Source organism: Paraburkholderia silvatlantica, assembly GCF_003096715.1.
Taxonomy (GTDB): domain Bacteria; phylum Pseudomonadota; class Gammaproteobacteria; order Burkholderiales; family Burkholderiaceae; genus Paraburkholderia; species Paraburkholderia silvatlantica.
Map to the genome: position 1 here is coordinate 60,247 of NZ_QEOL01000030.1, position 25,006 is coordinate 85,252.

Annotated in this window: 26 protein-coding genes; 21 read left to right on the forward strand and 5 right to left on the reverse strand. The window is 63.6% G+C overall.

Annotation, left to right across the window (positions count from 1 at the left end):
• Window positions 1–49 precede the first annotated feature (49 nt).
• The 18 genes from nifD to C7411_RS31410 all read left to right on the forward strand — a co-directional run bounded on the left by nifD (window position 50) and on the right by C7411_RS31410 (window position 14,831).
• Entirely contained in the window at window positions 50–1,513 is a 1,464-nt protein-coding gene (gene nifD / locus C7411_RS31325) for a nitrogenase molybdenum-iron protein alpha chain (RefSeq protein ID WP_110387938.1), read from the forward strand.
• 91 nt (window positions 1,514–1,604) lie between these two features.
• Window positions 1,605–3,164, forward strand: coding sequence for a nitrogenase molybdenum-iron protein subunit beta (gene nifK, locus C7411_RS31330; RefSeq protein ID WP_110387939.1), 1,560 nt, complete (start codon window positions 1,605–1,607; stop codon window positions 3,162–3,164).
• A gap of 13 nt (window positions 3,165–3,177) precedes the next feature.
• Window positions 3,178–3,498, forward strand: coding sequence for a hypothetical protein (locus tag C7411_RS31335; RefSeq protein ID WP_110387940.1), 321 nt, complete (start codon window positions 3,178–3,180; stop codon window positions 3,496–3,498).
• 146 nt (window positions 3,499–3,644) lie between these two features.
• Entirely contained in the window at window positions 3,645–4,124 is a 480-nt protein-coding gene (locus C7411_RS31340; protein ID WP_110387941.1) for a hypothetical protein, read from the forward strand.
• Between the two features lie 266 nt (window positions 4,125–4,390).
• Window positions 4,391–5,887, forward strand: a complete 1,497-nt coding sequence (nifE, locus tag C7411_RS31345; protein ID WP_110387942.1) for a nitrogenase iron-molybdenum cofactor biosynthesis protein NifE — start codon at window positions 4,391–4,393, stop codon at window positions 5,885–5,887.
• Window positions 5,888–5,908: 21 nt separating this feature from the next.
• On the forward strand, window positions 5,909–7,324 hold the full coding sequence (gene nifN, locus C7411_RS31350) for a nitrogenase iron-molybdenum cofactor biosynthesis protein NifN (RefSeq protein WP_110387943.1): 1,416 nt from the start codon (window positions 5,909–5,911) through the stop codon (window positions 7,322–7,324).
• Window positions 7,321–7,734 carry a nitrogen fixation protein NifX gene (nifX, locus tag C7411_RS31355; protein WP_042270761.1) on the forward strand — a complete coding sequence of 138 codons (414 nt, stop codon included), beginning with the start codon at window positions 7,321–7,323 and terminating at the stop codon, window positions 7,732–7,734. The genes nifN and nifX overlap by 4 nt, the downstream gene beginning before the upstream one ends.
• Entirely contained in the window at window positions 7,727–8,221 is a 495-nt protein-coding gene (locus C7411_RS31360; RefSeq protein ID WP_042270762.1) for a NifX-associated nitrogen fixation protein, read from the forward strand. The genes nifX and C7411_RS31360 overlap by 8 nt, the downstream gene beginning before the upstream one ends.
• A gap of 14 nt (window positions 8,222–8,235) precedes the next feature.
• The gene (locus C7411_RS31365; protein WP_042270764.1) at window positions 8,236–8,433 is read left to right on the forward strand and encodes a CCE_0567 family metalloprotein; all 198 of its coding nucleotides are present in this window, start codon (window positions 8,236–8,238) and stop codon (window positions 8,431–8,433) included.
• Between the two features lie 21 nt (window positions 8,434–8,454).
• Window positions 8,455–8,760: a ferredoxin III, nif-specific gene (gene fdxB / locus C7411_RS31370; protein ID WP_110387944.1), complete on the forward strand. Its 306-nt coding sequence runs from the start codon at window positions 8,455–8,457 to the stop codon at window positions 8,758–8,760.
• Between the two features lie 10 nt (window positions 8,761–8,770).
• A complete protein-coding gene (locus C7411_RS31375) occupies window positions 8,771–9,340 on the forward strand; it encodes a nitrogen fixation protein NifQ (protein WP_110387945.1) in 570 nt (189 codons plus the stop codon).
• A 98-nt stretch (window positions 9,341–9,438) separates the two neighbouring features.
• On the forward strand, window positions 9,439–10,056 hold the full coding sequence (locus C7411_RS31380) for a globin family protein (RefSeq protein ID WP_181431397.1): 618 nt from the start codon (window positions 9,439–9,441) through the stop codon (window positions 10,054–10,056).
• A complete protein-coding gene (locus C7411_RS31385; RefSeq protein ID WP_110387946.1) occupies window positions 10,044–10,595 on the forward strand; it encodes a DUF2325 domain-containing protein in 552 nt (183 codons plus the stop codon). The genes C7411_RS31380 and C7411_RS31385 overlap by 13 nt, the downstream gene beginning before the upstream one ends.
• A 73-nt stretch (window positions 10,596–10,668) precedes the next feature.
• Window positions 10,669–11,655 (forward strand): LLM class flavin-dependent oxidoreductase, encoded by a 987-nt coding sequence (locus C7411_RS31390; RefSeq protein ID WP_110387947.1) that lies wholly within the window; start codon window positions 10,669–10,671, stop codon window positions 11,653–11,655.
• Between the two features lie 113 nt (window positions 11,656–11,768).
• Window positions 11,769–12,443 (forward strand): molybdate ABC transporter permease subunit, encoded by a 675-nt coding sequence (gene modB, locus C7411_RS31395; protein ID WP_110387948.1) that lies wholly within the window; start codon window positions 11,769–11,771, stop codon window positions 12,441–12,443.
• A gap of 17 nt (window positions 12,444–12,460) precedes the next feature.
• Window positions 12,461–13,213: a molybdate ABC transporter substrate-binding protein gene (gene modA, locus C7411_RS31400; RefSeq protein WP_110387949.1), complete on the forward strand. Its 753-nt coding sequence runs from the start codon at window positions 12,461–12,463 to the stop codon at window positions 13,211–13,213.
• A 12-nt stretch (window positions 13,214–13,225) separates the two neighbouring features.
• Window positions 13,226–14,017 carry an ABC transporter ATP-binding protein gene (locus C7411_RS31405; protein WP_110387950.1) on the forward strand — a complete coding sequence of 264 codons (792 nt, stop codon included), beginning with the start codon at window positions 13,226–13,228 and terminating at the stop codon, window positions 14,015–14,017.
• A 1-nt stretch (window position 14,018) separates the two neighbouring features.
• Complete coding sequence (locus C7411_RS31410) at window positions 14,019–14,831, forward strand: TOBE domain-containing protein (protein ID WP_110387951.1); 813 nt, start codon at window positions 14,019–14,021, stop codon at window positions 14,829–14,831.
• A 282-nt stretch (window positions 14,832–15,113) separates the two neighbouring features.
• Here the strand turns inward: C7411_RS31410 and C7411_RS31415 are convergent, their stop codons facing one another.
• The 3 genes from C7411_RS31415 to C7411_RS31425 form a co-directional block, all read right to left on the reverse strand.
• A complete protein-coding gene (locus C7411_RS31415; RefSeq protein WP_207786578.1) occupies window positions 15,114–16,799 on the reverse strand; it encodes an ABC transporter permease subunit in 1,686 nt (561 codons plus the stop codon).
• The gene (locus tag C7411_RS31420) at window positions 16,796–17,812 is read right to left on the reverse strand and encodes an ABC transporter ATP-binding protein (protein WP_110387952.1); all 1,017 of its coding nucleotides are present in this window, start codon (window positions 17,810–17,812) and stop codon (window positions 16,796–16,798) included. The genes C7411_RS31415 and C7411_RS31420 overlap by 4 nt, the downstream gene beginning before the upstream one ends.
• A gap of 81 nt (window positions 17,813–17,893) precedes the next feature.
• Entirely contained in the window at window positions 17,894–18,910 is a 1,017-nt protein-coding gene (locus C7411_RS31425; protein ID WP_181431398.1) for an ABC transporter substrate-binding protein, read from the reverse strand.
• A gap of 288 nt (window positions 18,911–19,198) precedes the next feature.
• Here C7411_RS31425 and hisN point away from each other — a divergent pair, with 288 nt between their 5' ends.
• Together hisN and C7411_RS31435 are read left to right on the forward strand one after the other, a co-directional pair.
• Entirely contained in the window at window positions 19,199–19,990 is a 792-nt protein-coding gene (gene hisN, locus C7411_RS31430; RefSeq protein ID WP_110387953.1) for a histidinol-phosphatase, read from the forward strand.
• Window positions 19,991–20,034: 44 nt separating this feature from the next.
• On the forward strand, window positions 20,035–20,805 hold the full coding sequence (locus C7411_RS31435) for a DeoR/GlpR family DNA-binding transcription regulator (protein ID WP_110387954.1): 771 nt from the start codon (window positions 20,035–20,037) through the stop codon (window positions 20,803–20,805).
• Window positions 20,806–20,977: 172 nt separating this feature from the next.
• On the opposite strand, the gene C7411_RS31440 is transcribed toward C7411_RS31435, so the two are convergent.
• Both C7411_RS31440 and C7411_RS31445 read right to left on the reverse strand, forming a co-directional pair.
• The gene (locus C7411_RS31440) at window positions 20,978–22,201 is read right to left on the reverse strand and encodes a PLP-dependent transferase (RefSeq protein WP_110387955.1); all 1,224 of its coding nucleotides are present in this window, start codon (window positions 22,199–22,201) and stop codon (window positions 20,978–20,980) included.
• Window positions 22,198–23,874 carry a B12-binding domain/radical SAM domain-containing protein gene (locus C7411_RS31445; protein WP_110387986.1) on the reverse strand — a complete coding sequence of 559 codons (1,677 nt, stop codon included), beginning with the start codon at window positions 23,872–23,874 and terminating at the stop codon, window positions 22,198–22,200. Before C7411_RS31445 ends, C7411_RS31440 begins: the two co-directional genes overlap by 4 nt.
• 89 nt (window positions 23,875–23,963) lie before the next feature.
• Here C7411_RS31445 and C7411_RS31450 point away from each other — a divergent pair, with 89 nt between their 5' ends.
• Window positions 23,964–24,977 carry a multidrug resistance efflux transporter family protein gene (locus C7411_RS31450; RefSeq protein ID WP_110387956.1) on the forward strand — a complete coding sequence of 338 codons (1,014 nt, stop codon included), beginning with the start codon at window positions 23,964–23,966 and terminating at the stop codon, window positions 24,975–24,977.
• Window positions 24,978–25,006: the final 29 nt, after the last annotated feature.

Below are 25,006 nucleotides of genomic sequence, written 5' to 3' on the forward strand. Positions count from 1 at the left end.
CGCCGGGCCGGCTTTCGGCGAAGCCCATTCCTCACATACGGAGCAATCCATGACCGCCACGGTTGAAGAGCGCAAGGCCGCGAACAAGGCCCTGATCGACGAAGTGCTGAAGGCCTATCCCGAAAAAATGGCCAAGCGGCGCGCCAAGCATTTGGGCACCTTCGAGGAAGGCAAGCCCGACTGTGGCGTGAAATCCAATATCAAGTCGCTGCCCGGAGTGATGACGATTCGTGGCTGTGCGTATGCCGGCTCGAAGGGGGTCGTCTGGGGCCCAATCAAGGACATGATCCACATCAGCCACGGTCCGGTCGGCTGCGGCCAGTACTCGTGGGCGGCGCGCCGGAACTACTACATCGGCACGACCGGCATCGACACGTTCGTCACGATGCAGTTTACGTCGGATTTCCAGGAAAAGGACATTGTGTTCGGCGGCGACAAGAAACTCGACAGGATCATCGACGAGATTCAGGAACTGTTCCCGCTGAACAAGGGCATCTCGATCCAGAGCGAGTGTCCGATCGGTCTGATTGGCGATGACATCGAGGCCGTGTCGAAGAAGAAGAGCACGCAGTACAACGGCCATACGATCGTGCCGGTGCGCTGCGAAGGCTTTCGCGGCGTGAGCCAGTCGCTGGGGCACCACCTCGCGAACGACGCGATCCGCGACTGGGTGTTCGACAAGGCGGATCCGGAAAAGCGCCCCGAATTCGAGTCGACACCGTACGACGTTGCGATCATCGGCGACTACAACATCGGTGGTGATGCGTGGTCCAGTCGCATCCTGCTCGAGGAGATCGGCCTGCGCGTGATCGCGCAGTGGTCGGGCGACGGCTCGATCGCCGAGCTGGAGAACACGCCGAAGGCGAAGCTGAACGTGCTGCATTGCTACCGCTCGATGAACTATATCAGCCGGCACATGGAAGAGAAGTATGGCATTCCGTGGGTCGAATACAACTTCTTTGGCCCGACAATGATCGAGAAGAGCCTGCGGGAGATCGCGAGCCACTTCGACGATACGATCAAGGCGAATGCCGAGAAGGTTATTCAGAAGTACCGTCCGTTGGTGGACGCAGTGATCGCGAAGTTCAAGCCGCGCCTGGAGGGCAAGAAGGTCATGCTGTTTGTGGGTGGGCTACGTCCGCGCCACGTGATCGGCGCCTACGAAGACCTCGGCATGGACGTCGTCGGCACCGGCTACGAATTCGGCCACAACGACGACTATCAGCGCACGACGCACTACGTGAAGGATGGCACGTTGATCTACGACGACGTGACCGGCTACGAATTCGAGAAGTTTGTCGAGCAGGTTCAGCCGGACCTTGTCGGCTCGGGCATCAAGGAGAAGTACGTATTCCAGAAGATGGGCGTGCCGTTCCGCCAGATGCACAGCTGGGACTATTCCGGCCCTTATCACGGCTACGACGGTTTTGCGATCTTCGCGCGCGACATGGACATGGCGATCTCGAGCCCGGTGTGGAGTCTCGCGAAGGCGCCGTGGAAAAACGCCGCATAAAAACCCCCTTTTCCAGGCGCAAGCGGTCGGCGGCCTGCGAGGCTGCCGCTTCGGTCGCCGACCTCATCGATATCGATTCAGGAGTTTCGCCATGCCACAATCTGCCGACAAGATTCTCGATCATGAACTGCTGTTCCGTGAGCCGGAATACCAGGAAATCTTTCGCACGAAAAAAGAGCACTTCGAATTCAACCATCCGGACGAAACCGTCAAACAGGTGGTTGAATGGACGAAGACCGAAGATTACAGGCAGAAGAATTTTGCCCGCGATTCGCTGACGGTCAATCCGGCTAAAGCATGCCAGCCACTGGGTGCGGTATACGTGGCGAACGGCTTTCACAAGACACTCAGCTTCGTGCACGGTTCGCAGGGCTGTGTCGCGTACTACCGTTCGCATTTCTCGCGGCACTTCAAGGAGCCCACCTCGTGTGTCAGTTCGTCGATGACCGAGGATGCCGCAGTGTTCGGAGGGCTGAATAACATGATCGACGGGCTCGCGAACGCATACAACCTGTACAAGCCGGAAATGATCGCGGTGTCGACCACCTGCATGGCGGAGGTGATCGGGGACGATCTCGATGCGTTCATCAAGAACAGCAAGCAGAAGGGCAGTGTGCCGGAGGAATACGACGTTCCGTTCGCGCACACGCCAGCGTTTGTCGGCAGTCACGTGACCGGTTACGACAACGCACTGCTCGGGATTCTCAAGCATTTCTGGGACGGCAAGGCAGGCACGACGCAGCCGTTGGTGCGCGTGCCGGACGACAGCGTGAACTTCATTGGCGGCTTCGACGGCTTCGTGGTCGGCAACATGAAGGAAATCCGGCGGATCTTCGAACTGTTCGGAGTGAAGGTCAATGTGATCTGCGATCCGTCCGAGACGTGGAACACCCCGACCGACGGTGAATTTCGCATGTATGAAGGCGGCACGACGAAGGAGGAGGTCGAGCAGGCGTTGCACGCGAAGGCGACGTTCGTGTTTCAGGAATACTGCTGCGAGAAGACCAGCAAGTTCATCGCGGAGCACGGGCAGGAGGTCGTAGTGCTGAACGCGCCGGTCGGCGTCGCGGGAACCGATCGCTTCCTGATGGAAATCTCGCGCGTGACTGGCAAGCCGATTCCCGCTGCGCTCGAAAGGGAGCGTGGCCAGCTCGTCGACGCGATGGCGGACAGCCAGGCGCACCTGCATGGCAAGCGCTTCGCCCTGTACGGCGATCCGGACCAGATGCTCGGCTACACGCAGTTCCTGCTTGAGCTTGGCGCAGAACCGGCGCATGTGCTCGCGACCAATGGCAACGACGCCTGGGCGGCGAAGGTTCAGGCGCTCTTCGATGCGTCACCTTACGGTGCGGGCTGCAAGGTCTATCCGAAGCGAGACCTGTGGCACATGCGTTCATTGCTCTTCACGGAACCGGTGGATTTCCTGATCGGCAATACGTACGGCAAGTACCTGGAACGGGACACGAAAACACCGCTGATCCGAATGGTGTTCCCGATCTTCGACCGTCACCACTATCACCGCTATCCGACGTGGGGCTACGACGGCGCGCTGCGCACGCTCGTGATGCTGCTCGACGAGTTCTTCGAGACCCTCGACGCGAACACTATCGTAGCCGCGAAGACGGACTACAGCTACGACATCATCCGTTGATTGGAGCGCGGTCATGGCAGATCCGGTACTGATCAGGTTCACGCAGGACGGCCGCAGGGTCGAGGTGATCGACGGCTGGGTCTGCCTGGCCGGCGTACGCGAGGCGGACCAACTGGTGCCGTTGCCCGAACACCCGAACCGGCAGGCGATCGCGCGCGAGGTGCCGGGAGCGACGCACGTGGCGGGGCGCTTGCCACTCACGCACGCAGAGGCGGCAATCGCATTGGGAGCGCTCTGCGCCGCGCAGCGCCAGTTCGACGCAAGTCCGGCCGGCATAGCCCAGCGTATTCGAAAGGCTGTGTGGGCGAAGGTCGCTGCCGAGGGCGTCGAATAGCATGCGTGGCTCGTGCTGGAGCGGGCAGTGGGGTAGCGTGCGACGCGACAGCTGATGTCCGGGAGTGCGTTTCGCGGCGGGTTTCCGGCGGACGCCGATACGGGATCCATTGGCACTTTAATGCATCGGCGGACTGGGGGCGACTCGTGATCTACGTGGTGGAACTACCTGTGGGTGGCAAGCCCAAAGCCTGGTTTGCGTACGATGAGGCGGACTTCGCGCGCAAGGTCGCAGCATCGGACCCGCTTCGGCCGGAGGAAATATACGATTCGGTGACACCCCGTGAACTCCTCGAATTCAGCGGACACGCGCCGGATGTCGGCGCGCGGACGCAATACCCGTCGATTTGCGCAATCGGCGATGCGCATGGCTGGGACACGCCGCTCTACCGCGCGGACTATCTGCTCGGCCGTGGCCTTTGCCAGCATGAGCCAGTGACGCTGCTCGACGCGTCGTTGGCGGCGCTCAATGCACGCGGACACTGTCTTGTCTACTTGAACGATCGCGCCGCCATCAGTGCATTCGAGGGGGCAGATCCACGTCTTGCGGGCAAGTCGCACTGGTCTGCGCGGCGGGCGCTGTACGAGCAACTGGTGGCGCTTGAAGTTCTCGCGGATGACAACTGATGCGTGGCGGGGAGAGCGGGGTGTGCGCCGTTACCCGGTTAGTGTCCCGACCGCGCGAGCGCGGCGCAGGATGACGACGGCGGCCGTCAGCCGCTGTCGCGTTTGCTTCGTTCAGCCGTGTCGCGATCCGTTCAAATCCTCCAAACGGCGTTCCGATGTCGACAATCGGCGACGGGACGACCCCCGAGGACGCCGCCTGGCGTGCAGCACAGCCGTGGTACAGAACTTGCCAGTCGTGATGAAACCCGTATCGTCAGGAGCCTGCCATGTCCGCCTCGCTCAAGGCCAAGATTGCCGAAGTGTTTGATGAACCCGGTTGCGACAAGAACCAGGGAAAAAACGAGAAGGAGCGCAAAAAGGGTTGCACCAAGCAGTTGTCGCCCGGCGCGGCGGCGGGCGGCTGTGCGTTCGATGGCGCGAAGATCGCATTGCAGCCGATCGTCGACGTCGCGCATCTCGTGCATGGGCCGATCGCGTGCGAGGGAAACTCGTGGGACAACCGTCACGCCGCGTCGTCGGGCTCGACGCTTTACCGTACCGGCTTCACTACCGACATCAACGAGCTCGACGTGGTCTACGGCGGCGAGAAGCGGCTGTTCCGGAGCGTGCGGGAGATCATTGAGAAGTACGATCCGCCCGCCGTATTCGTCTACCAGACCTGCGTGACCGCGCTGATCGGCGACGACATCGAGGCGGTCTGCAAGCGCGCGTCGGAGAAGTTCGGCAAGCCGGTGATTCCGGTGAACTCACCAGGCTTCGCGGGGCCGAAGAACCTCGGCAACAAGCTCGGCGGCGAGGCGATTCTCGACTACGTGATCGGCACGCGCGAGCCGGAATATACGACGCCATACGACATCAACATCATTGGCGAGTACAACCTGTCGGGCGAGCTGTGGCAGACGAAGCCGCTGCTCGACGCGCTCGGTATCCGCGTCCTTTCGTGCATTTCCGGCGACGGACGCTACAACGAGATCGCGAGCTCGCATCGCGCGAAAGTCAACATGATGGTGTGCTCGAAGTCGATGATCAACATCGCGACGAAAATGCAGCAGCGCTACGGCATTCCGTACTTCGAAGGTTCGTTTTACGGAATCGGCGACATGAGCGATACGCTGCGCCAGATCGCGAAGCTGCTGGTGCAGCAGGGTGCGCCCAAGGACCTGATCGGGCGTACCGAGTGCCTGATACAAGCCGAGGAAGCACGGGCCTGGGCGCGGATTGCCCGCTTTCGCGATCGGCTCGAAGGCAAGCGCGTGCTGCTGATCACCGGTGGCGTGAAGTCATGGTCGGTGGTCGCCGCGCTTCAGGAGGCCGGTCTCGAGATCGTCGGCACGAGCGTCAAGAAGAGCACGAAGGAAGACAAGGAGAAGATCAAGGAGATCATGGGCGACGACGCGCACATGATCGACGACATGACGCCGCGTGAGATGTACAGCATGCTTCGCGACGCGAAGGCGGACATCATGCTCTCTGGCGGTCGCTCACAGTTCGTTGCACTGAAGGCGCGCATGCCGTGGCTCGACATCAACCAGGAACGCCATCATCCCTACGGCGGCTACGAGGGCATCGTCGAACTGGTGCGTGAAATCGATCGCGCGATCTACAACCCGGTGTGGCAGCAGGTGCGCATTCCGGCGCCGTGGGGCGACGACGGGCAGACGCTCGGAGCCTTCGCATCTGCTTTGCCGGTTGTGCAGGCCGCGGCGCCGGTTGCAGGCGTGCATGCGTGGGCGATGGGCCTCGAGCCGGGCGTGGCGGCCTGAACGCGACGGAGAGCGAACACCATGGCCATCGTCGTCGAATCGAAGAAAGCCTGTGCGGTCAATCCGCTGAAGATGAGTCAGCCGCTCGGTGCGAGCTTTGCGTTCATGGGGCTCGACGCCTGCATGCCGGTGATGCACGGCTCGCAGGGGTGCACGTCGTTCGGCCTCGTGCTGCTGGTGCGCCATTTCAAGGAGGCGATTCCGTTACAGACCACGGCGATGAACGAGGTCACGACCATCCTTGGCGGATACGAGAACATCGAAACGGCACTGCTGAACATCCGCAAGCGGGCAGCGCCGAAGATCATCGCAATCTGCTCGACGGGACTCACCGAAACCAAGGGCGACGACGTGGAGGGCTATCTCGCCATGGTTCGCAAGCGCAAGCCCGAGCTCGACGACACCGAACTCGTGTACGTGTCCACGCCCGACTATGTCGGCGGGTTCGAGGACGGCTACAGCCACGCCGTTACCGCTGTGGTGAAAGCGATGGTCAAGCCGCTGCCGAGCGTCGCGCGGCAGGTCACGCTGCTGCCAGGCAGCCATCTTTCGCCTGGCGATATCGACGAGCTGCGCGAGATCGTCGGTATGTTCGGGCTCGATGTGATTGTCCTGCCGGACCTGTCCGGTTCGCTCGACGGCCACATCGCACCGGACTGGCGGGGTACGACGCTCGGTGGCACGACGCTGGAGCAGATTCGTGCAGCCGGCGCGTCGGCCTTCACGATCGGGGTGGGCGAGCAGACGCGCGAGGGAGCGCAGGCGTTGCAGGCGATTGCCGGCACGCCGTTCGAAATATTCGAGAGGCTCACCGGGCTCGAACCCAACGACCGGCTGTTGCAGCGCCTCGCGCAATTGTCTGGCCGGCCTGTGCCCGCGAAGTACCGTCGGCAGCGCAGCCAGTTGCTCGACGCAATGCTCGACGGCCACTTCTACACCGGTGGCATCAAGGTGGCGCTCGGCGCCGAACCCGACCTGCTGCTCGCGCTCGGTGCGCTGCTGCACGAAATGGGCGCTGAGTTGAGAGTCTGCGTCAGCACGACCGCTTCATCATCGCACGCGCTGCTGCCGGCGACCGAGGTCGTGCTGGGCGACCTGGAAGACATGGAACGAGCCGCGGGCGACTGTGATCTGCTGATCACGCATTCGCACGGCCGGCAGATGGCGGAGCGACTGGGCAAGCCGCTAATGCGCGTCGGCTTCCCCGTGTTCGATCGCGTAGGCAACGCACACCGCTGCCAGGTCGGCTACCGCGGCACGATGAACCTGATCTTCGAAATCGCGAACCTGATGATCGAGCAGATCGCCCATCACCGTCCGGGCGACTGGCCGTTGCCGCAATCGTCGGTCGATCTGGCAGCGCGCGATCCGTCGCGCGAAGTGAAGATTCCGGTCGTCACGGCCATGCCCGAACCCAACCAGGAGCACACAGCATGAAGATCGCTTTCGCGACCCAGGACCGGCAGCACGTCGACGCCCACTTTGGCTGGGCGAAGAGCATCGTGATCTACAACGTCACGCCCGGCGGGTATGAGTTTGTTGAGGCATTCGACTTCGGCGGCAAGCTCGAGGAAGACGGCGACGAGGACAAGCTTGCGCCGAAGCTTGAAGCCGTAAAGGACTGCGCGATCCTGTACGTTGCCGCGATTGGTGGTTCAGGTGCCGCGCGCGTGGTGGCGCTGAAGATTCATCCGATCAAGGTGCCGCAGCCGGAACCCATCGAAGAGATTCTCGCCAGGCTGCTGGGCGTGCTCAAGGGCACACCGCCTCCATGGCTGCGCAAGGCGCTCGCGAAGGACGGCGAACGCACATACGATTTCGAAGACGACGAGGTATCTCATGGCTGAAGCCATCACCGAGCACACGGCCGCGGACGCGGCCAGCGACGAGGCGCTGCTTGCAACGCCGTTCATCCAGCAACTTGTCAGGCAGATGCGCGCGCAGGATACCCACGGCACGTGGGAAGGCAGGACAGACCTGCAGTTGCTCAAGCCGTACATCCTCACGCCGGAGGAGCGTCGCGCGATTCCGATCATGGGCGACCCGGACCCCGAGACCCTGTGGCATCTGGAGCTGTTCTACAACGCCATCGCGGTGGCGATCGAGCGCGAGACCGGGCAGATGGTATCGCCCATGATGAAGATGAGCCACGAGGGATTCGGCCGCATGGTGCTGATCGCGGGGAGGCTCGTCGTCGTCAACAAGCAACTGCGCGACGTGCACCGCTTCGGCTTTCCTTCGCTTGCGAAACTGGCTGCGGCCGGAAGCGGGTTCCTGGCCGATGCCGTCGGGATGATCCGGGCCTATCCGGCCGTTGCGCAGTACGGCGCCTGAGCAGGGAGCACACGATGACCGATGCTGTCGAACTGAAGGCGCGTTTGAAGAAGCTCAACGCGCAGGCCACGCAGGCGAAGATGGATCTGCACGACCTGTCCGAGGAACTGCCGACGAACTGGGAGCAGATTCTCACCGTCGCGCAGCGTTGCCACGATGCGCACGCCGCGTTGATGGAAGCGCGCAAGGCCGCCGCCGCGGCTTGCGCGTAACCCCGCTCGCAGGAGGCAAAGATGAGCGATACCTTCAGCGTGAAGCTGCCGAGCGGGGAGATCTGGACGCCGACTTTCGTGTCCACACTCGACCAGCAGAAGTGCATTGGCTGCGGCCGGTGCTTCAAGGTCTGCCCGCGGGGTGTTCTGGAGCTCGTGGGGCTCGACGAGGAGGGCGCGCACGTCGCGCTCGACGGCGAGGACGAAGACGACGAATACGAAAAGAAAGTCATGACCATTGCCCACCGGGAACTGTGCATCGGTTGTACCGCCTGCGCGAAGATCTGTCCGAAGAAGTGCTACACGCACTCGGCGGCGCATGTCTGAGCATGCCGTCATGGATTTTCACGCCACGTTGATGCGCCATGCGGTGAATCCAGGAGACCCCACCGTACTGGCTCTAGCGGGTGTATTGTCGGGCGCCTTCGATCAATACGGCGCGCACGTGCTGCCGATCCGGGGACTCGACGCGAGCAAGACCCGCTGGCTGCTCTCGCACTGGTTCCCAGGGGGCGATGCCGCGTTGCCGTTCGCGTGGGAGGGGATGGACGGTACGTCGCGGCGCGGGTCGCGTTACGACGAAGTGGAAGATCTGGTGACGCTGTTCAAGGACCACGCCGATCCCGGTGCCGGTACGGCCGAGGAGGCTGAATGCATTGCGCATGCGCTGGCCGGCGCGTGCCTGGGCGCCAATCATCTGTGGCAGGACCTGCAACTGCCTTCGCGACGCGAACTCTCTGCTTTGCTCGGCTACTGGTTTCCACGGCTTGCCGCCAAAAATACCCATGACATGAAGTGGAAAAAGTTCTTTTACAAGCAATTGTGCGAACGGGAAGGACTGCTTGTCTGCAAGGCGCCGAGCTGTGGTGTGTGCTCGGACTACGCGCACTGTTTCGGGCCGGAGTAGGCCGGCTCGGTGATCCAGGCGTAGTCCTTGCTTCGTTCTGGTTGCCGTTATGTATTTCGGTATATAACCGACAAACTGGACACGATATCCGACACGCCATGGACCCAACATCTGAAGGCGCGCCACGGGCGCGCTGGACACCTTGTACGCGCGCCTGTTACCGGACATTGCACTGGCCTGTGGCGCATGCGTCCCGCGATCGGCCTGTGCAGGGCATGCGAGCCGTCTGCCCGCCACTGCCGGCGCCGCCGCACCGCCTGCTTGCGATCTGTGCGGAAGCCGGTCTGCGCGAGCTGGTGCGGCAGCACATGAGGCGCCTGCGTACGACGCCGCTCTTCGCGCATGCGGGCGATTGCTTCGACTGTGTGACCGAGCGGGTGGCGGACTATGTTGTCGAGGCCTGCGGAGGGCCGCTCTACTACAGTCAGCGCCATGCGCATCTGCAGGCTGGGGCGGGGCTCCCGCTGCTGCTCGACGAGGAAGGGCGGGAACTATGGCTGGTGCAACTGTGGCATGCGTTCGACGACGTGAACTTTCCGCCCGCGCTACGCGCGGACTTCTGGGGTTGGGCCGAACCGCTGTCCGTGCAGTTGCTTGCACCGCGCGCGCGTCATGAGGCGCTTACCCGTTATACGTATGACACGGTACGCAGCTGGTTCACGACGTCGACGTCACGGGCGCGTTCGCTGGACGATGAAGCATCATGGCAGCGCTGACTGGAGCAGGCCGCCCGGAATGCGGGCGCACGGCTGTGAACCACGCCGCCCCGATCACGGCCACGGAAGCGGACGTCGAGCGATTGCGGGCGCACGTCGCCAGTCTGGCGCATGAGTTGCAATGGATCGAACGGACGTTGCTCGACAGCGGCACGATCGACGCGTTGCTGCGCGGGCGGCGTTTCGTCTATGTCGGTGGCCGGCCCCGGAGCAACGCGGTGCTGCGCGAGTGGCTGGCGCGCGCCGGAGGCGTGTTCGTGCATCACGTCGCGCTGATCGACGTGGATCCCGGCGACCGGGCGACCCGGTTTGCCGCGCTGTTGCCGCGCACGGATGCGGTGCTGTGCCCGCTCGACACCATCGACCCCGGGTCCCTCGCCGCGCTGCGCAACATCTGTGCACACCACGGCGTTCCGTGGGTGGCGCTGCGCACGTCGAACCTGGCGAGCTTTGTCGCCGGGCTGGCGCGGGCGGATCATCGGCGGCAACGGCTTGCAGCGCTGCCGCCATTCGCACACGGGTGCCGCAGGCTGCGCTGAGTGTGCCTGCGGATTGTCTGGTTCCGGCGTTTCACCGGAGCCAAACGACGACTTGAATCGGTGAAGCCACAAAATGTCGGAATTACTACAACGCTATGGTGTGTTTCTGAACGTCGAGAACCCCGACAACGACCCACGCGACGCGCTCCGGCAGACTGTTCGGACCGGCGTCGAGGCGGAGCAGATGGGGTTCCACGACGTCTGGGTGGCCGAGCACCACTACAGTCCGTTCGCGATCGGCAGCGCGCTGACCGTGCTGCTTTCACACATCGCGGCGTTGACGTCGACGATCCGGCTCGGCAGCGGCGCATCGCTGCTCGCACTGAACGACCCACTTCGCGTTGCGGAGGATATCGCTGCACTCGACCTGCTCAGTGGCGGGCGCATCGAGTTCGGTGTCGCGCGCGGTGGGCCGTTTCCGGAGCAGTATCGTCCCTCGGGGATCCAGTCCGCGGATGTCGCGCGCGAACGCATGCATGAGGCGCTCGGTTTGATCCGGCGGCTATGGAGCGAGCCGCAAACACATTTCGACGGACGCTTCTTCCGGTATGAAGGTGTCGCAGTCTATCCGCGTCCGTTGCAGCGCCCAATGCCAGTCTGGCTTGCGAGCCTTGGTGGGGACTCACTGCGTATTGCGGCGGAGCACGGCTATGGCCTGATGGCTACGCCTTCCTCGGATCTCGGTCAGATTGCGCAGCAGGTGGCCGACGAGCGTGCGCGGCGCGGCGCCTTTCCGTTTGCGATCGCGCGTTTTTTTCATTGCGGCGACGATAGCCGTCGCGCGATCGAGCACGGTGTCGCGGCAGTGCGCGCGTATCCCCGTCTGATGGGCGTGCGGTTCCCTCCGGGCAAGCTGCCGCCTATGTTCTCGCCTGACGCAACGGAAGCCGTGATCCTCGCGAACGCGATCATCGGCGATCCTGGGCAGTGCGTGGCGCGCGCGAAAGAGCTGGGCGAACGGCTTGGCCCGCACCGGCTGCTGCTCAAGCCCGCCACACACGATGCCCACGAGGCGCGTGCCTCGCTCGCACGGTTCGCTTGTGCGGCGGGCCTGATCTGATCCGGCGGGCGCGCTCCTGCGCCCGCACCGGCCCACGAATGGCCCACACCACGAATGGCCCACATCTTGCAACAGGTGCTGTGAAGCCTGATTCATAACGTGGAGTGTCGGTAATGTCGGATTCCCTTCACCGGATGGACTGGTCGCCGCTCTGGTTGTCGCTGCGCGTCGCGGGCGTCGCGACGGTGTTTGCACTCGTCGCCGGGATTGCGCTCGGCTGGTTGTTCGCGCGTCGGCGCTTCCCCGGCAGCACTGTCGTCGAAGCTGTCTGCATGTTGCCGCTCGTGTTGCCACCGACCGTGATCGGCTATGCGTTGCTGGTCGCGGCCGGGCGGCGCAGCGTCGTCGGCGGTTGGCTCTACCAGCAGGTCGGCTACACGATCGTCTTCAACTGGCACGGCGCTGTGCTCGCGTCGGCGATCGTCGCGTTGCCGCTCGTGCTGAAGTCCGCGAACGCGGCGTTTGCGGGCGTGGACCGTTCGCTCGAGGCCGCAGCGCGGACGCTGCGCCAGTCGCAGTGGTCGGTGTTCGTGCGCGTCACTCTGCCGCTCGCGTGGCCCGGCATCCTTGCCGGCACGCTGCTCGCGTTTGCACGCGCGATGGGCGAGTTCGGTGCGACGCTGATGGTGGCGGGCGACATTCCGCATCAGACGCAGACGCTGTCGATGGCGATCTACGACGCGATGCAGGACGGTCGCGATCAGGCTGCGCTGTTGCTGGTGTTCGTCACATCGATCCTGTCCATTACGGTGCTCGTGCTGTCTGGCCGCTTTCTTTCCCTTCGCTGATTTCGTGGAGCCCTCTCGTGAAACGTCTTCTCGCCTTCCTGTTCGTTGGCCTGGTCGCGGCAGCGCCGTGTGTCGCGCTCGCACAGCAGCTTACCGTTTCTGCCGCAGCCAGCCTGACCGACGCGTTCAAGGAGGTGGGCGCGAAGTTCGAGGCGACACATCCGGACGTGACGGTACGCTTTAATTTCGGAGCATCGGGCATGCTGTTGCAGCAGATCCGTCAAGGCGCGCCGGTTGACGTGTTCGCGAGTGCCGATGAGCAGACTGTCACGCGCGGCGTCGAAGCCGGGCTGTTCGACGAATCCACACGCCGCGATTTCGCAACGAACGCGCTGGTGCTGATCGTGCCGGCCGCACAGGGTTCGCCGGTGAAGAGCGTGATGGACCTGTCGAATCCGGCGGTGCGGCGCATCGCAATCGGCAAGGTGTCGACCGTGCCGGTAGGCCGCTACACGCAACAGGCGCTCGAAAAGGCGATGCTGTGGGATGCGCTTGCGCCGAAGTTCGCGCAGGCAGACAGCGTGCGCCAGGTACTGGATTACGTGTCCCGGGGGGAAGCTGACGCGGGCTTCGTCTATCGCACCGACGCCGCGCTGATGCCGGGCAAGGTTGAGATCGTGCAGGCGGTTGGCGGACACGATCCGGTGACCTACCCGGTCATCGCGGTCAGCGCAAGCCGCGAAAAGGCGCTCGCCAAGGCGTTCCTGGACTATCTGTTGACGCCTTCTGCGCAGGATATCCTGAAGCGCTATGGCTTCTCGCAGTCCTGACGCCGCCGCACCATGATTGACATTGATCTCGAGGCGACCATCTCTGATGGCGCGCGACATTTCACGCTTGGAATGCGTTTCGTTTCCGACGCGACGGTGATCGCGCTTTACGGACCTTCGGGCGGCGGAAAGTCGATGACCCTCCAGGCAATCGCGGGGCTGCTCAGGCCACAGCGTGGACATGTCAGGATCGGCGGCCGCGTGCTGTTCGATTCTGTGCAGCACATTGATCTGCCGCCCGAGCAACGCGGCATCGGCTATCTGTTCCAGCACTACGCGCTGTTTCCGCACCTGAGCGTGCGGGAGAACGTCGCGTTCGGGTTGACGAACTGGCGGCGCCGAAGGCTTTCACCGGACGACACTCATCGTGTCGACGAATTGCTGGAGATGTTCGGGCTCGCCGCGCTGGCGGCGAGCCGTCCGGCGACGTTATCAGGCGGTCAGCAGCAGCGCGTCGCGCTGGCGCGCTCGCTCGCGTGTCGTCCCGGTCTGCTGCTGCTCGACGAGCCGTTCGCCGCACTGAACCCACTGCTGCGCGAGGATCTGCGCAGGCAGCTTGCCTGCGTGTTTGCGCGCTGGAATTTGCCAGTCGTCATGATCACGCACGACGTCGAGGATGTTCTCGCGTTGGCGCAGGTCGCGTTTGTCGTGGAGCGCGGTAGCGTGACCCGCGAAGTCGACGTTCGGCGAGACCAGCCCCGCTCGGTGACGACCTGCGCCTTGTTGCCGGAACGTACGGCGGAGCCGCTCACCGCGAACGCGTACCGAGCGCGCGAACTGCTCCACGTGCAGGTGGAATGTTGACATGCGCCGGAACGCGTCCGTCGCCGCCGGAGCGACGTTGCTCGGGTCCGAGCTGAAGCTGGCCGGTCGTCTCGATGCGCGCTTCTTCGCGTTGATGGAGGCGATCGACCACACTGGCTCAATCAATCGCGCGGCCCGAACGGCAGGCTACAGCTACAAGGGCGCGTGGCTGTTGCTGGAAAGCGCGGCCAATCTTGCCAGCCAGCCGCTGATCGAAACAGGAACGGGCGGCAAGGGCGGCGGCGGCACGCGCCTGACCCCGGCGGCATTCACGCTGCTCGACGCGTGGCGTCGGCTGGAGGCCGCAAACCAGGCTTTCCTGCACGAGCAGGAAGCGTGGCTCAACCAGTTGCCGGCGGTGGCCGGCCTTCTCAGGAGAATCGCAATGAAAACGACCGCGCGTAACCAGTTCGCCGGAACAATTGACGCTGTTATACCAGGGCCGGTTACTACCCAGGTGTCGGTGACGATACCGGGTGGCCAGCAGGTGGTCGCGACCATCACAACGGCCGCTGCCGGACGCCTGAAGCTTGAGCCCGGGAAGGAGGCGATCCTGCTGATCAAGTCGTCGGCGATCGTGCTCGTGATCGACTTCGCCGGTTATACGCTGTCCGCGCGCAACCAGTTTTCCGGAACGATCTCGCGGGTCGAACGCGGTGCGGTTTCTTCGCTGGTTGTGCTGACCCTGCCGGGTGGCACCAGCCTGACGGCGAGCGTCACCAACGATGCGGTCGATGCGCTGTCGCTGGCAGTCGGTATGCAGGCGACAGCGGTATTCAAGGCATATTCTGTGATGGTGGCCACCACGGCGTGACCTTAGGCGGCCTTTCGGCGATTACGCCAAAGCAGCCCAGCCAGTGATGGCAGCAAAGGCCGCCGGATGACCCTTCGTCCCGTTCAGTCGAATGGGCGGTTGCAGTTAACGTAGACGACATCTGTACGTCGGCGAACCATCGATCTGAATGGCGCATTCTGAACGGCGCATTCTGGGCGGTGTCGGAATTTGGCGCCGATCTGCCAATATCAGTCTGTAAGACTGCGCCGTGCACCCGCGCGAACTGGATGCACGGTCATACATCGCATAGAGATGCGATCGTCATCGCACGACGTCGCGTCGCAGCATCACGCGCTTCATGGCAAGGCGCATGAGCATCAGGGCAAGCGACGTCACGACCATGATGCACGTGGAGTAAGCGGCGGCCTGCGAGACGAAGCCGTTTTCATCGAGCTGCATGACAGCGACTGAAGCGAGATTCAGCGCCGGCGTAACGAGAAAGACGACAGCGGACAGTGTCACCATCGAGCGCATGAACAGAAAGAAAAACACGCTCACAGCAGTTGCGGCGACGAAGGGCAGCACGGCATCCTGGAGTGCATGGCGCAGGCCGCCTCCCAGGCAATCCACGACTTCCTCGAGCGCAGCCGGCACCGCACGCAAGCCCGTGCTCATCGTGAGAAAGCCCTGTGTGTGATAGTGATAGAAGTTGCAGAGCACGATCACGGTGGCGCTGCCATAGAGCCATGTCCCCAGCGGACCGCTATTGAATGCGAGAATATAAGCGAGACCCACAACCATCCCCGGCACGGCGGCCGGCAGCACGGCCACGGTGTAAATCAGCCGCGACACCGCGCCCGGCATGCGGCGTGCGCCATAGCTCAGGCAGAACAGCAACAGCACGCCCAGTGTGGCCGCCGCAAGCGAGATTTCCAGCGACGTGACGATCGCGCCATATCCGCCCGACAATTCGCCCCGGTAATTGGCGAGAGTCAGTTCGAGCCGGTACGGCCACAAGCGTACGAGGCTTGCAAAGACGACGGTCGCGACGGAAGCCACGATCGGCAGCAGCGCGAGCAGGCAGCCGACGCCGAGCAGCCCGTCACGCAGGCGATTCGCGCGAGGCGTCACCGGCACACGGCTTTCCGATGCACCGCCGAACTGCCGTTGCGAAGCGATGCGCTCGATATACACCGAGGCGAGCGAAGGCAGCAGCAAGACCATGCCGACCGCGGCGCCCATGCCGAAGTTCATTTGCCCGGACACCTGGTTATAGATCTCCGTGGCGAGCACGTGATAGTTCCCGCCGATCACCACCGCGTTGCCGAAGTCGGTGATCGTCACGGTGAACACGACGAAGGCCGCCGACAGCAGGCCAAAGCGCGCATTCGGCAACGTGAGTGCAAAGAATTGCTGCCAGCGTCGCGCGCCCAGCACATCGGCGGCGTCGTAATAGCGGGCGTCCGATTGCGCGAGCGCCGCACCGATAATGAGCACCGCCTGCGGCAACGCGTAGATCACATCGGCGATCAGCAGTCCCCAGAAACCGTAGATTTCGACATCCCAGCCGGTCCACTTGTGCACGAGGCCATTGCGTCCGAGCAGGAACAGCATGCCGAGGCCTTGCATCAGCGAAGGCGCGAGCATCGGGAGCAGCAGCGTCGCGCGGATCATGTTCGGCGCAGGCAGGCGCGAGCGCTGCAAGGTGAACGCGATCATGAAGCCGAGCACGATGCTCACGAGCGTCGTCGCGGCGCTCAGCACGAGGCTGTGCCATGCCGCCTCCAGCATGCCGGGCGTGCGCCAGAGCGCGACATAGTTGCTCACGCCCAGTCTCGCGTCGCCATTCAGCAGGCTATGCCACGCGATAACCGCAAGCGGATAGAGGAAGAACAGCGCGAGACAGGCGAGCGGCACCGCGACCATCGCGACGCGCAGCACGGCGCCCATCGTGCGGCCCGGGCGCTCGATGCGCGGGCGATTCGTGGCAGCAAGCGAGGCGCTCATGCCGCCACCCATGCGCAGCGGTCGTTGGCCACGGATAGTGTGACCGGCGTGCCCGCTTCCATCGGCAGGCCGCGCGGCTGTTCGGCGAGCAGTTCGCGTCCGCACCAGTGCACGCGTATGCGCGTGGTGCTGCCGAGGAAGGTCGAGTCGATCACGCGGGCGCTCGCGCCTTCGCTGTGCGCGCCCGGCGACACCGTGAGATCTTCGGGACGCACGCAGGCTTCGAATGCCGCATCGGCGCCGCCCGGATGGTGCGCCATCAAGGCGGGGAACGCATCGCGTACCCACGAGGCGGGCAGCAGGTTCGAGGTGCCGATAAAGCTCGCCACGAAACGCGTGCGCGGGCGCTCGTACAGTTCGCGCGGCGAGCCGATCTGCTCGATGCGGCCGTGATTCATGCAGATGATCTTGTCGGCGAGCGTGAGCGCTTCTTCCTGATCGTGCGTCACCATGATGGTGGGGATGCGCAGGCGGCGTTGGACATCGTGAATTTCGCGGCGCATTTCGACGCGCACCTGCGCGTCGAGCGCGGATAGCGGCTCGTCGAGCAGCAGCAGCGAGGGATCGACGGCGATCGCGCGCGCGATCGCGACGCGTTGCTGTTGACCGCCGGAAAGCTGGCCCGGATAGCGCCCGGCGAGATGCGGCAGGCGAATCAGTTCAAGTAGTTCCTTGCAACGTGCGTCGATCTGCGCACGCGGTACGCCGCGAATCTTCATTCCATAGCCGATGTTCTGCGCGACCGTCATGTTCGGAAACAGCGAGTAGGACTGGAACACGATGCCGAAGCCGCGTTCGCGCGCGGGAATCTCCAGCAGCGAGCGCGTACCCATCGTGACACTTCCGCCGTCGGCGTCGAGCAGGCCGGCGATGATGCGCAGCAGGGTGGTCTTGCCGCAGCCGCTCGGACCCAGCAGGCAGACGAACTCGTCCTCCTGCACGTCGAAATGAATGCGTTCGAGCGCGACGTGACCGGCAAATGTCTTGAAGAGATCGGAGACGGTGAGATGCATGGTGACTTCCCAGAGTGGCCAGGCTAGATTGCCCGGCGTTGCGCCGGGCATGAAACGGACTACGGGAAAGCGCGACTGCGCTTAATGCATCACGTCGGTCTTGAAGCGCTTGAGTACGGTGTCGTGCATCTTTGCGGAAGCGGCGAAGTCCATCGGGTACAGCACCTTGGAGACGTCGGCGGGCAGACCTTCGGCGATCTGTTCGGGCGTCGGCTTGATGCCCGGTGTCGTGACGATTTCCTTGTATTGCTGATAGAGCTTCGCGGCGTCGGGCGAGGCGACCCATTCGAGGAAGCGCTCGGTATCGGCCTGATGCGTCGAACTCTTCAGCATGCCCGAGCCTTCGAGCTCGTAACCAACATACTTCGACGGAATCACCATCTTCACCGGGAAGCCGGCCTTGATCGACTGCATGGCGACGAACGCGAACGATGCGCCCACGGCGTACTCGCCGGTGCGCGCGAGCTTGCACGGTTGCGAGCCCGACGGCGTGAACTGCGCGACATTCGCGCCGACCCCCTTGAGGATCTGCCAGCCCTTGTCCTCGCCCGCGCCTTGCAGGATCGCGGCGATTTGCAGATAGCCCGTGCCCGACGAGGCCGGGTCCGGCATCACCACGTTGCCCTTGTAGACCGGCTTGGCGAGGTCTTCCCACGAGGTCGGCATGGGCAGCTTCTTCGCGGCAAGTGCGTCGGTGTTCACGCAGAGCGCGGCCATGTAGCCGGTCGCGGCAAACCATTTGCCGGCCGGATCGCGGAACTGCTTCGGCAGGCTCGACACGTTCTTGCCGCTCACCGGTGCGAGCTGGTCCGCGATGCGCGGATCGAGCAGATTGGTGAGCGCTTCGCCCCAAACCGCGTCCGCGTGCGGCGCGCCGGATTCGGCGATCATGCGCGCGGCGAGGTCGCCCGTGGACAGACGCAGCACGTTGACCTGTACGTCGGGCAGCGCCTTTTTCGCGGCGGCCAGGTACGTGGCGATTTCGTCGCTTTCCAGCGCGGAGTACACGGTGATCTGCCCGGCGTGAGCGGCGTTCGAGATCGTGCACGAGAGCAGCCCGAGGGCGAAAAGCGAAGTCAGTGTCTTGCGGATACGCATTGCGATCTTCCTGAAAGAGTGAGAGGCGACCGAAGAAGGAACCCCACAAAGTCGGAACCCCACAAAGTCACAAGGCGCGCGCGTTACCGTCTGTGTCGAACCGTGTGTTTGCGTTGTGTGGTTTTGTGGATATTTGCAGAATATTGGCATTGGGTCTAGCAATCAAAAATATCTGCTGCCATGATGGAGACACCACGAAAGCAAGCCTCGCGCGCTTTGGGCGCGGGGGCTTGCGACACTGTTCACGTCACGGCAGCGTCAGCGCTGCCCCAGAAAAGGGCATTCAAGATGAGTCAGGAAAGCGACGATGTGCTGCGCGGATTCGAGGCATTTGCGGTTCAGCTCGCCGACGAGGCACGCGAGATCTCGCTGAGATATTTCCGCAAGAAGCTCGACATCGAGACCAAGTCGGACGAGAGCCCCGTGACCATTGCCGACCGCGAGATCGAGGCGCATATCCGCGCGCGGCTCGCGCAGCGCTTTCCCGCGCATGGCATCTTCGGCGAGGAGCACGGGCGCGAGCGGACTGACGCGGAATACGTGTGGGTGATCGATCCGATCGACGGCACGCGCAGTTTCGTGACGGGCTGGCCGATCTGGGGCACGCTGTTCGCGCTGTTGCGCAACGGCAAGCCGGTGCTCGGCATCATCGATGCGCCCGTGACCGGCGAGCGGTGGATCGGCGGCAAGCTGGGCGCGTGCGACGGGCAGGGCGTGGTGTTGCGCTCGAGCGGCTGTACGCGCCTCGCGGCGGCGCATGTCTATGCCACGTCGCCCGACATCTTCGATGCCGCCGAACTGCCGGTGTTCGAAGCGGTGTGCCGTGCCGCCGCGAGCCGCCGGTTCGGCGGCGATTGCTACAGTTACGCGATGGTCGCGGCGGGCTACGTCGACGCCGTCGTCGAAGCGGGCTTGCAGCCTTACGACTATCTGGCTATCGTGCCGGTCGTGGAGGCCGCGGGCGGCCGCGTGACGGACTGGCAGGGCCGCACGGTGGGGATGGGCAGTGACGGGCGGATCATCGCTGCGGCCACGCCGGAACTGCATGCGCAGATCCTTGAGATCACGCGCCGCCTTTGAGCGCGCAAGCGGAGCCGGACAAGCGATGAGGGAGGAGGCAGTCGATGCTGGTTGAGGAGCGATATCGCCGCATTCGCGCGCTATTGAAGGCGCACGGGACCGTGTCGGTCGATCATATGACGGAGGCGCTCGGTGTCTCGCGCGAGACGATTCGTCGCGATCTCGTCGAGCTCGACACGGCGGGCGAAATCCGCCGCGTGCATGGCGGTGCGATGTTCGTCGAGAGCGAATTGCCCCTCAGCGTGCGAGCGGGCATTCGCGTGAAGGAAAAGCGCGCGCTCGCGCGCGGTGCGCTGGCGCATATCGGCAGCGGACAGACGCTGTTCATCGACGCAGGCACCACCACGGCGATTCTTGCCGAAGCCCTCGCTTCGCTGAGCGGTCTGCACATCGTCACGAACTCGGTGGCCGTCGCCAACGAGCTGGCCGGCGAGCGCGCCGCCAAGTCGGGCGGCCACGCCGTGCATCTGCTGGGAGGCGCATTCAATGCGTCGGTTGGCGCGACGTATGGCGGCGCCGCGATCGCCGAGGTGCATCGCTTTCACGCCGACATTGCCTTGCTGTCACCGGTCGGCGTGGATGCGGTGCATGGCGCGACGAGCTTTGTTCAGGAGGAAGCGGAAATGGCCGACGCCATGAGCCGCAATGCGAAGCAAACCCTCATCCTCGCGGACTACTCGAAGATCGGCGTGCGCAGCAGGGTGGTGTCGTGTCCCGTTGAGCGCATGTCGGTCATCGTCACGAACCGTCGGGCGGCGAAGTCGCCTCAAGCCCAGGCATTGGGCGGCGTAGTGCCTGCAATCGAGTACGTCTGAGACTGCCTCGTTCTCGACTGGCTCCTCCAGCGGCAGGCTTTCCAGGTCACCCTGGCCGGTGATGTGCCGCAGGTTCACGCGATGGCCGCCAAGGACAGATTCCTCGACGGCTGGGGTGGAAAAGTGATGCTCGAAGGTCGAATCGACGATAAAGGTTGTTGCCATTTTCCATTCATGCCCTCGGTTGCAATACGCTCGATAGAACGCGGAGCACGTCGTCCGCGATGTCAAGCGGGTCTTCCATGCCGACGTACAGCCGCAGATATGCATCGTCTCGGCCACCAAACGGGAAATCGCGCCACAGATTCGGTTGCACAAGATTGACCAGGCTGACGTCTCCACCCCATCCGTAACCGTGGCGAACCACCCGGAACCGCTCGATCGCTGCCTGCATCGACGGTAGGCACACGCCGTCAAGTCGCAGTGTCATGAGGCTGTTTGCGCCAGAAAAGTCACGCTGCCACAGCGAATCCGGACTGCACAGCGCCGCGCATGGACGCAGGATGTCGATGGTGCCGAAGTGTCCGAGGATAGTGGCCAAGATGTGATCGGCACCATCGGCCATCCGCTGCATTCGCAGAGGCAGGTTCGGCAGGCCGGCGGCGATGCGCGACGCCGCATCCGAAGTCAGCGTGGCGCCGATCAGTGCGCCGAAGTTGCGAAACTTCATGTGGTGGTCCTGCTCGCGCGTAATGATCGCACCGCCCGATACTCCGCACGGCGCCCCGTGATATTTCGACAGCGACAGCACCACTACATCCACTTCGCCGGTCGCGAAGCCGTCGAAGAGCACGGAACCTGCCCAGGTGTTGTCGAGGATGCTGGCGACACCGTGGCTGCGGCACAAGCCAGAGATTGCTCGCACGTCCTGGACCTCGAAAAACATCGAACCTGGCGATTCCATGAACACCGCCGCGACACCGGGCGCACTGATCATTCGCGCCAGTACGTCGAGCCGCAGCGGATGAAAATACTGAACACGCACGCCTTGTCGCGCCAGCACCTGATCGAACAGCCAGCGCGTGGTGTAGGTCACGCTGTCGCTCACCAGCAGCGCGGTGCCGGGCTGGGCAAGGACGGCCGTCGCCGCATGGATTGCCGCTTGCCCGGACGGGAACAGTGCGCAGGACTCGCCTCCCTCCAGCGCAGAAAGGCTAGCGGCCAGCGCCTGCGTGGTCGGCGTGCCGACGCCGCCGTAGTAGAACCCGGCATGGCGTCCCGTGGACGTCAAATCGAGCGAGTCGCGCGCGATAGGTAGCATTCGAGATGGCGAATCGAAGAGCACCGTGGTGGCCTGGATAGCCTGTGGAACCGGCAACGAGATACCGTCCGCGATTTCCAGAGTGTTGTTCGCAACGAGCCTCGTAGCCGTGCGCATCGACGATTTCTCGTTCATACCCAACGGGCCGCCGACATTGGCGCCTCGGCAATGATCGGCGCGGGTGTAACCGGCGGCTGCGAGAAGCACACCATGCGATCAACGATTGCGCGAACCTCCGCTTCGCGCGGCTGGCCTGCGGCCGGGATCGGGTAGCGCGCCGAAGCCTCACCGAAATGCTGGAATAGATCGAGCAGCGGCCCTTCCGGTGTCGGCCACTCCAGGTATTCGTAGTTGGCACCGTTGTCGAAGCCACGCAGCGGATGCTGCACGGCCCAGTTGAAGCTCACCGGATGCGGTGCCTGTTGTTCTTCTCGCAGTTGCAGCAGTTCGTCGAGCAGCCGCAAACGGCTGGCATGTGATTCGCCTAGACCGAACAGAACTGCACAACCGCATTTCACGTTCGCTGAACGCAGGAACTCGAAGGTGTCGCGAATGCGCCGCAGCCACTCAGTGGCGGGCCGCGTGTCCTTGCTCATCCCGCCGATCTCGGCTGGATCCAGCGTTTCGATGCCAATGAACAGATAACGTAGCCCAACTTTTTGCAGCCGTCTCAGCAGATCTTTCCTCGCCAAGATCAGATCAATTGTCAATTGCGCGCCCCAGTGGATATCAAGGGGCTTCCCCTCCAGTAGCGTGGCGAGCCGCTCCAGCAGCTTCGCGCTTCCGCTGAGCAGCACCGAATCTTCCACGAAACCGCTCGCCCGGCGCCCAGGGTGATCCTCGGACACCACGTTCACCACGTCGCGCAGTTGCCGATACAGCCGGTCCGCGCTGTTCGCAAGATCTGTCGGCGCGCCGGTGACCGCACTGCCTTCGCTACAGAACTGGCAGCTGTAGATGCAGCCGCGTCCGGTATCGCTGTAGCAATGCGCGGTCAGGCGACCATCGAATATCTCGAAGGAGGTCGAGACGCCGAACATGGAAACGGGCGATGGCAGTTCGGCATGGAGCACCGGCAACCCACGGCTGACCACCACCTCCAGTTGTCCGTCGTGGAGCGCCGTCGCGATCCAGTCGCCCCTCAGGTTCGAATCGCCAAGCGAGCGCATGATCGCGGCCGCGTGCCCCGCCACATTTGCGGGCACGCGGGCGACATGCTCTCCCAGCTCGGCGATAAAATACTCCCCGTCGCCCGACAGCACGATATCGAACACGTGGGGAATCTTTCCCGCCTGCATCAGTGTTGCCGGCGAGGCCGCGTGATGCTTCACGCTAGCCGGCGCACGCAGCGTGGCGTCGCCCAGATGGATCGTCTCACTCGCATGTCGCCCACCGAGCACGATCAGCACCCCTTCACCGAGTATTTGTCTGGCCACGGTCGCGCACTCGATCGCGCCGCGCAGGCAGATCGTCATCGCGCCGATCAGCACGAGATTCGGCCGCTCCTTGTGCAGCAGACGCTCGAACGCCGGCATCTCACTGCCCGCATGCATAAGAAGGCAGCAGTCGCGACGTGTGCGACGCGAGCCGCGCCAGTTGCTTCGCCACCAGGCGGAAGATGGGTCGGATGTCCGACTCGCGGCCAACCTGCATGCGTTGTACAGGCTGGCCGGATCCTCACTATTCAGCGCCCGCTCGCTCTTTTTGCCGCTTGGCGACTCGGGAGCTGACACTGCCACCACTCTCAGGCTCTTCAATGTTTTCACCTCGCACGTGGTACGGGGCCTGCGATCGAGGGCGTAGCCCATGTTCATCCATGTAGATTGGATCCAATCGATTTTATTTCGGATAGACTATCGGCAATAAATGCTTTCTACAACCCCTTTGGTTAAATGCGATGGAACAAGGAACGGGCAACGGTGAAGTGTGTCGGCTCAGGGCAGCTTTGCTGAAGGAAGGGAACCCGATCCTGATGGCCGTCGCGCTGGGGGTACTTGCGGCCGCACTGTTCTCGTCCACATTCTTTCTGAACCGCTTCATCAGTACCGTGGGCGGGCGCTGGCAATGGACTGCCGCGCTGCGTTTCTTCTATATGGTGCCCGTGCTCGCGTCGTGGATCACCGTGCGGCGAGGGCTGCCTTTCCTGGTGCGCACCGGCCGGCTGTTCGCCACCCGACCGCTGTTTTTCCTGATATCCGGCGGCATCGGGTACGGCGTGTTCTATACCGGCATCTGCTTTTCCGCGCGCTATTCCCCCGGCTGGGTGGTGGCCTCGGCATGGCAGATCACGATGCTGGCCACGCCGATGGTCCTGTGGGCGTTCGGGCATCCCGTCACGCGACGCGGGTTCGGCTATTTATTGCTGATCGCGTCCGGCGTCTGTCTGATCCAGGTCACCCGTCTGTCCGCCGGTGCGCCACCCGGCGAGATCCTGCTCAACAGTCTCCCTGTAGTGGTGGCCGCGTTCGCCTATCCGATCGGCAACCAAATGATCTGGCAGTTCAGGCGTACGAACGCCGATGCCGGCACGGGCGAGGTGCTGGCAGACCCCGCTGCCTGCGTGCTGCTGTTGACGCTGGGAGCGCTTCCCGTGTTCGGCGCAGTTCTGCTGCTCGGCCGCGCCGGCCTGCCCGGAAATTCCCAGCTCGTGAGCACGGCGCTGGTCGCGCTGCTGTCCGGCTGCATCGCGACACCGTTGTTTCTCTACGCGCGTAACCTCAATCAGCACCCAATCGGACTCATGGCTGTCGATGCGACGCAGGCGGCTGAAGTGCCTCTGGCGCTGCTCGGCGAGATGGTGTTCATCGGCGCCGCCATGCCACATATCCCCGAATTCTCCGGCATCGGAATCATCAGTATCGGGCTGGTGCTCTTCGCCCGTGCGGGCCATCCTCCCGGTGCCACAGAGTGAACGCGCGTGATGCGCGAGAGCCAGCCACA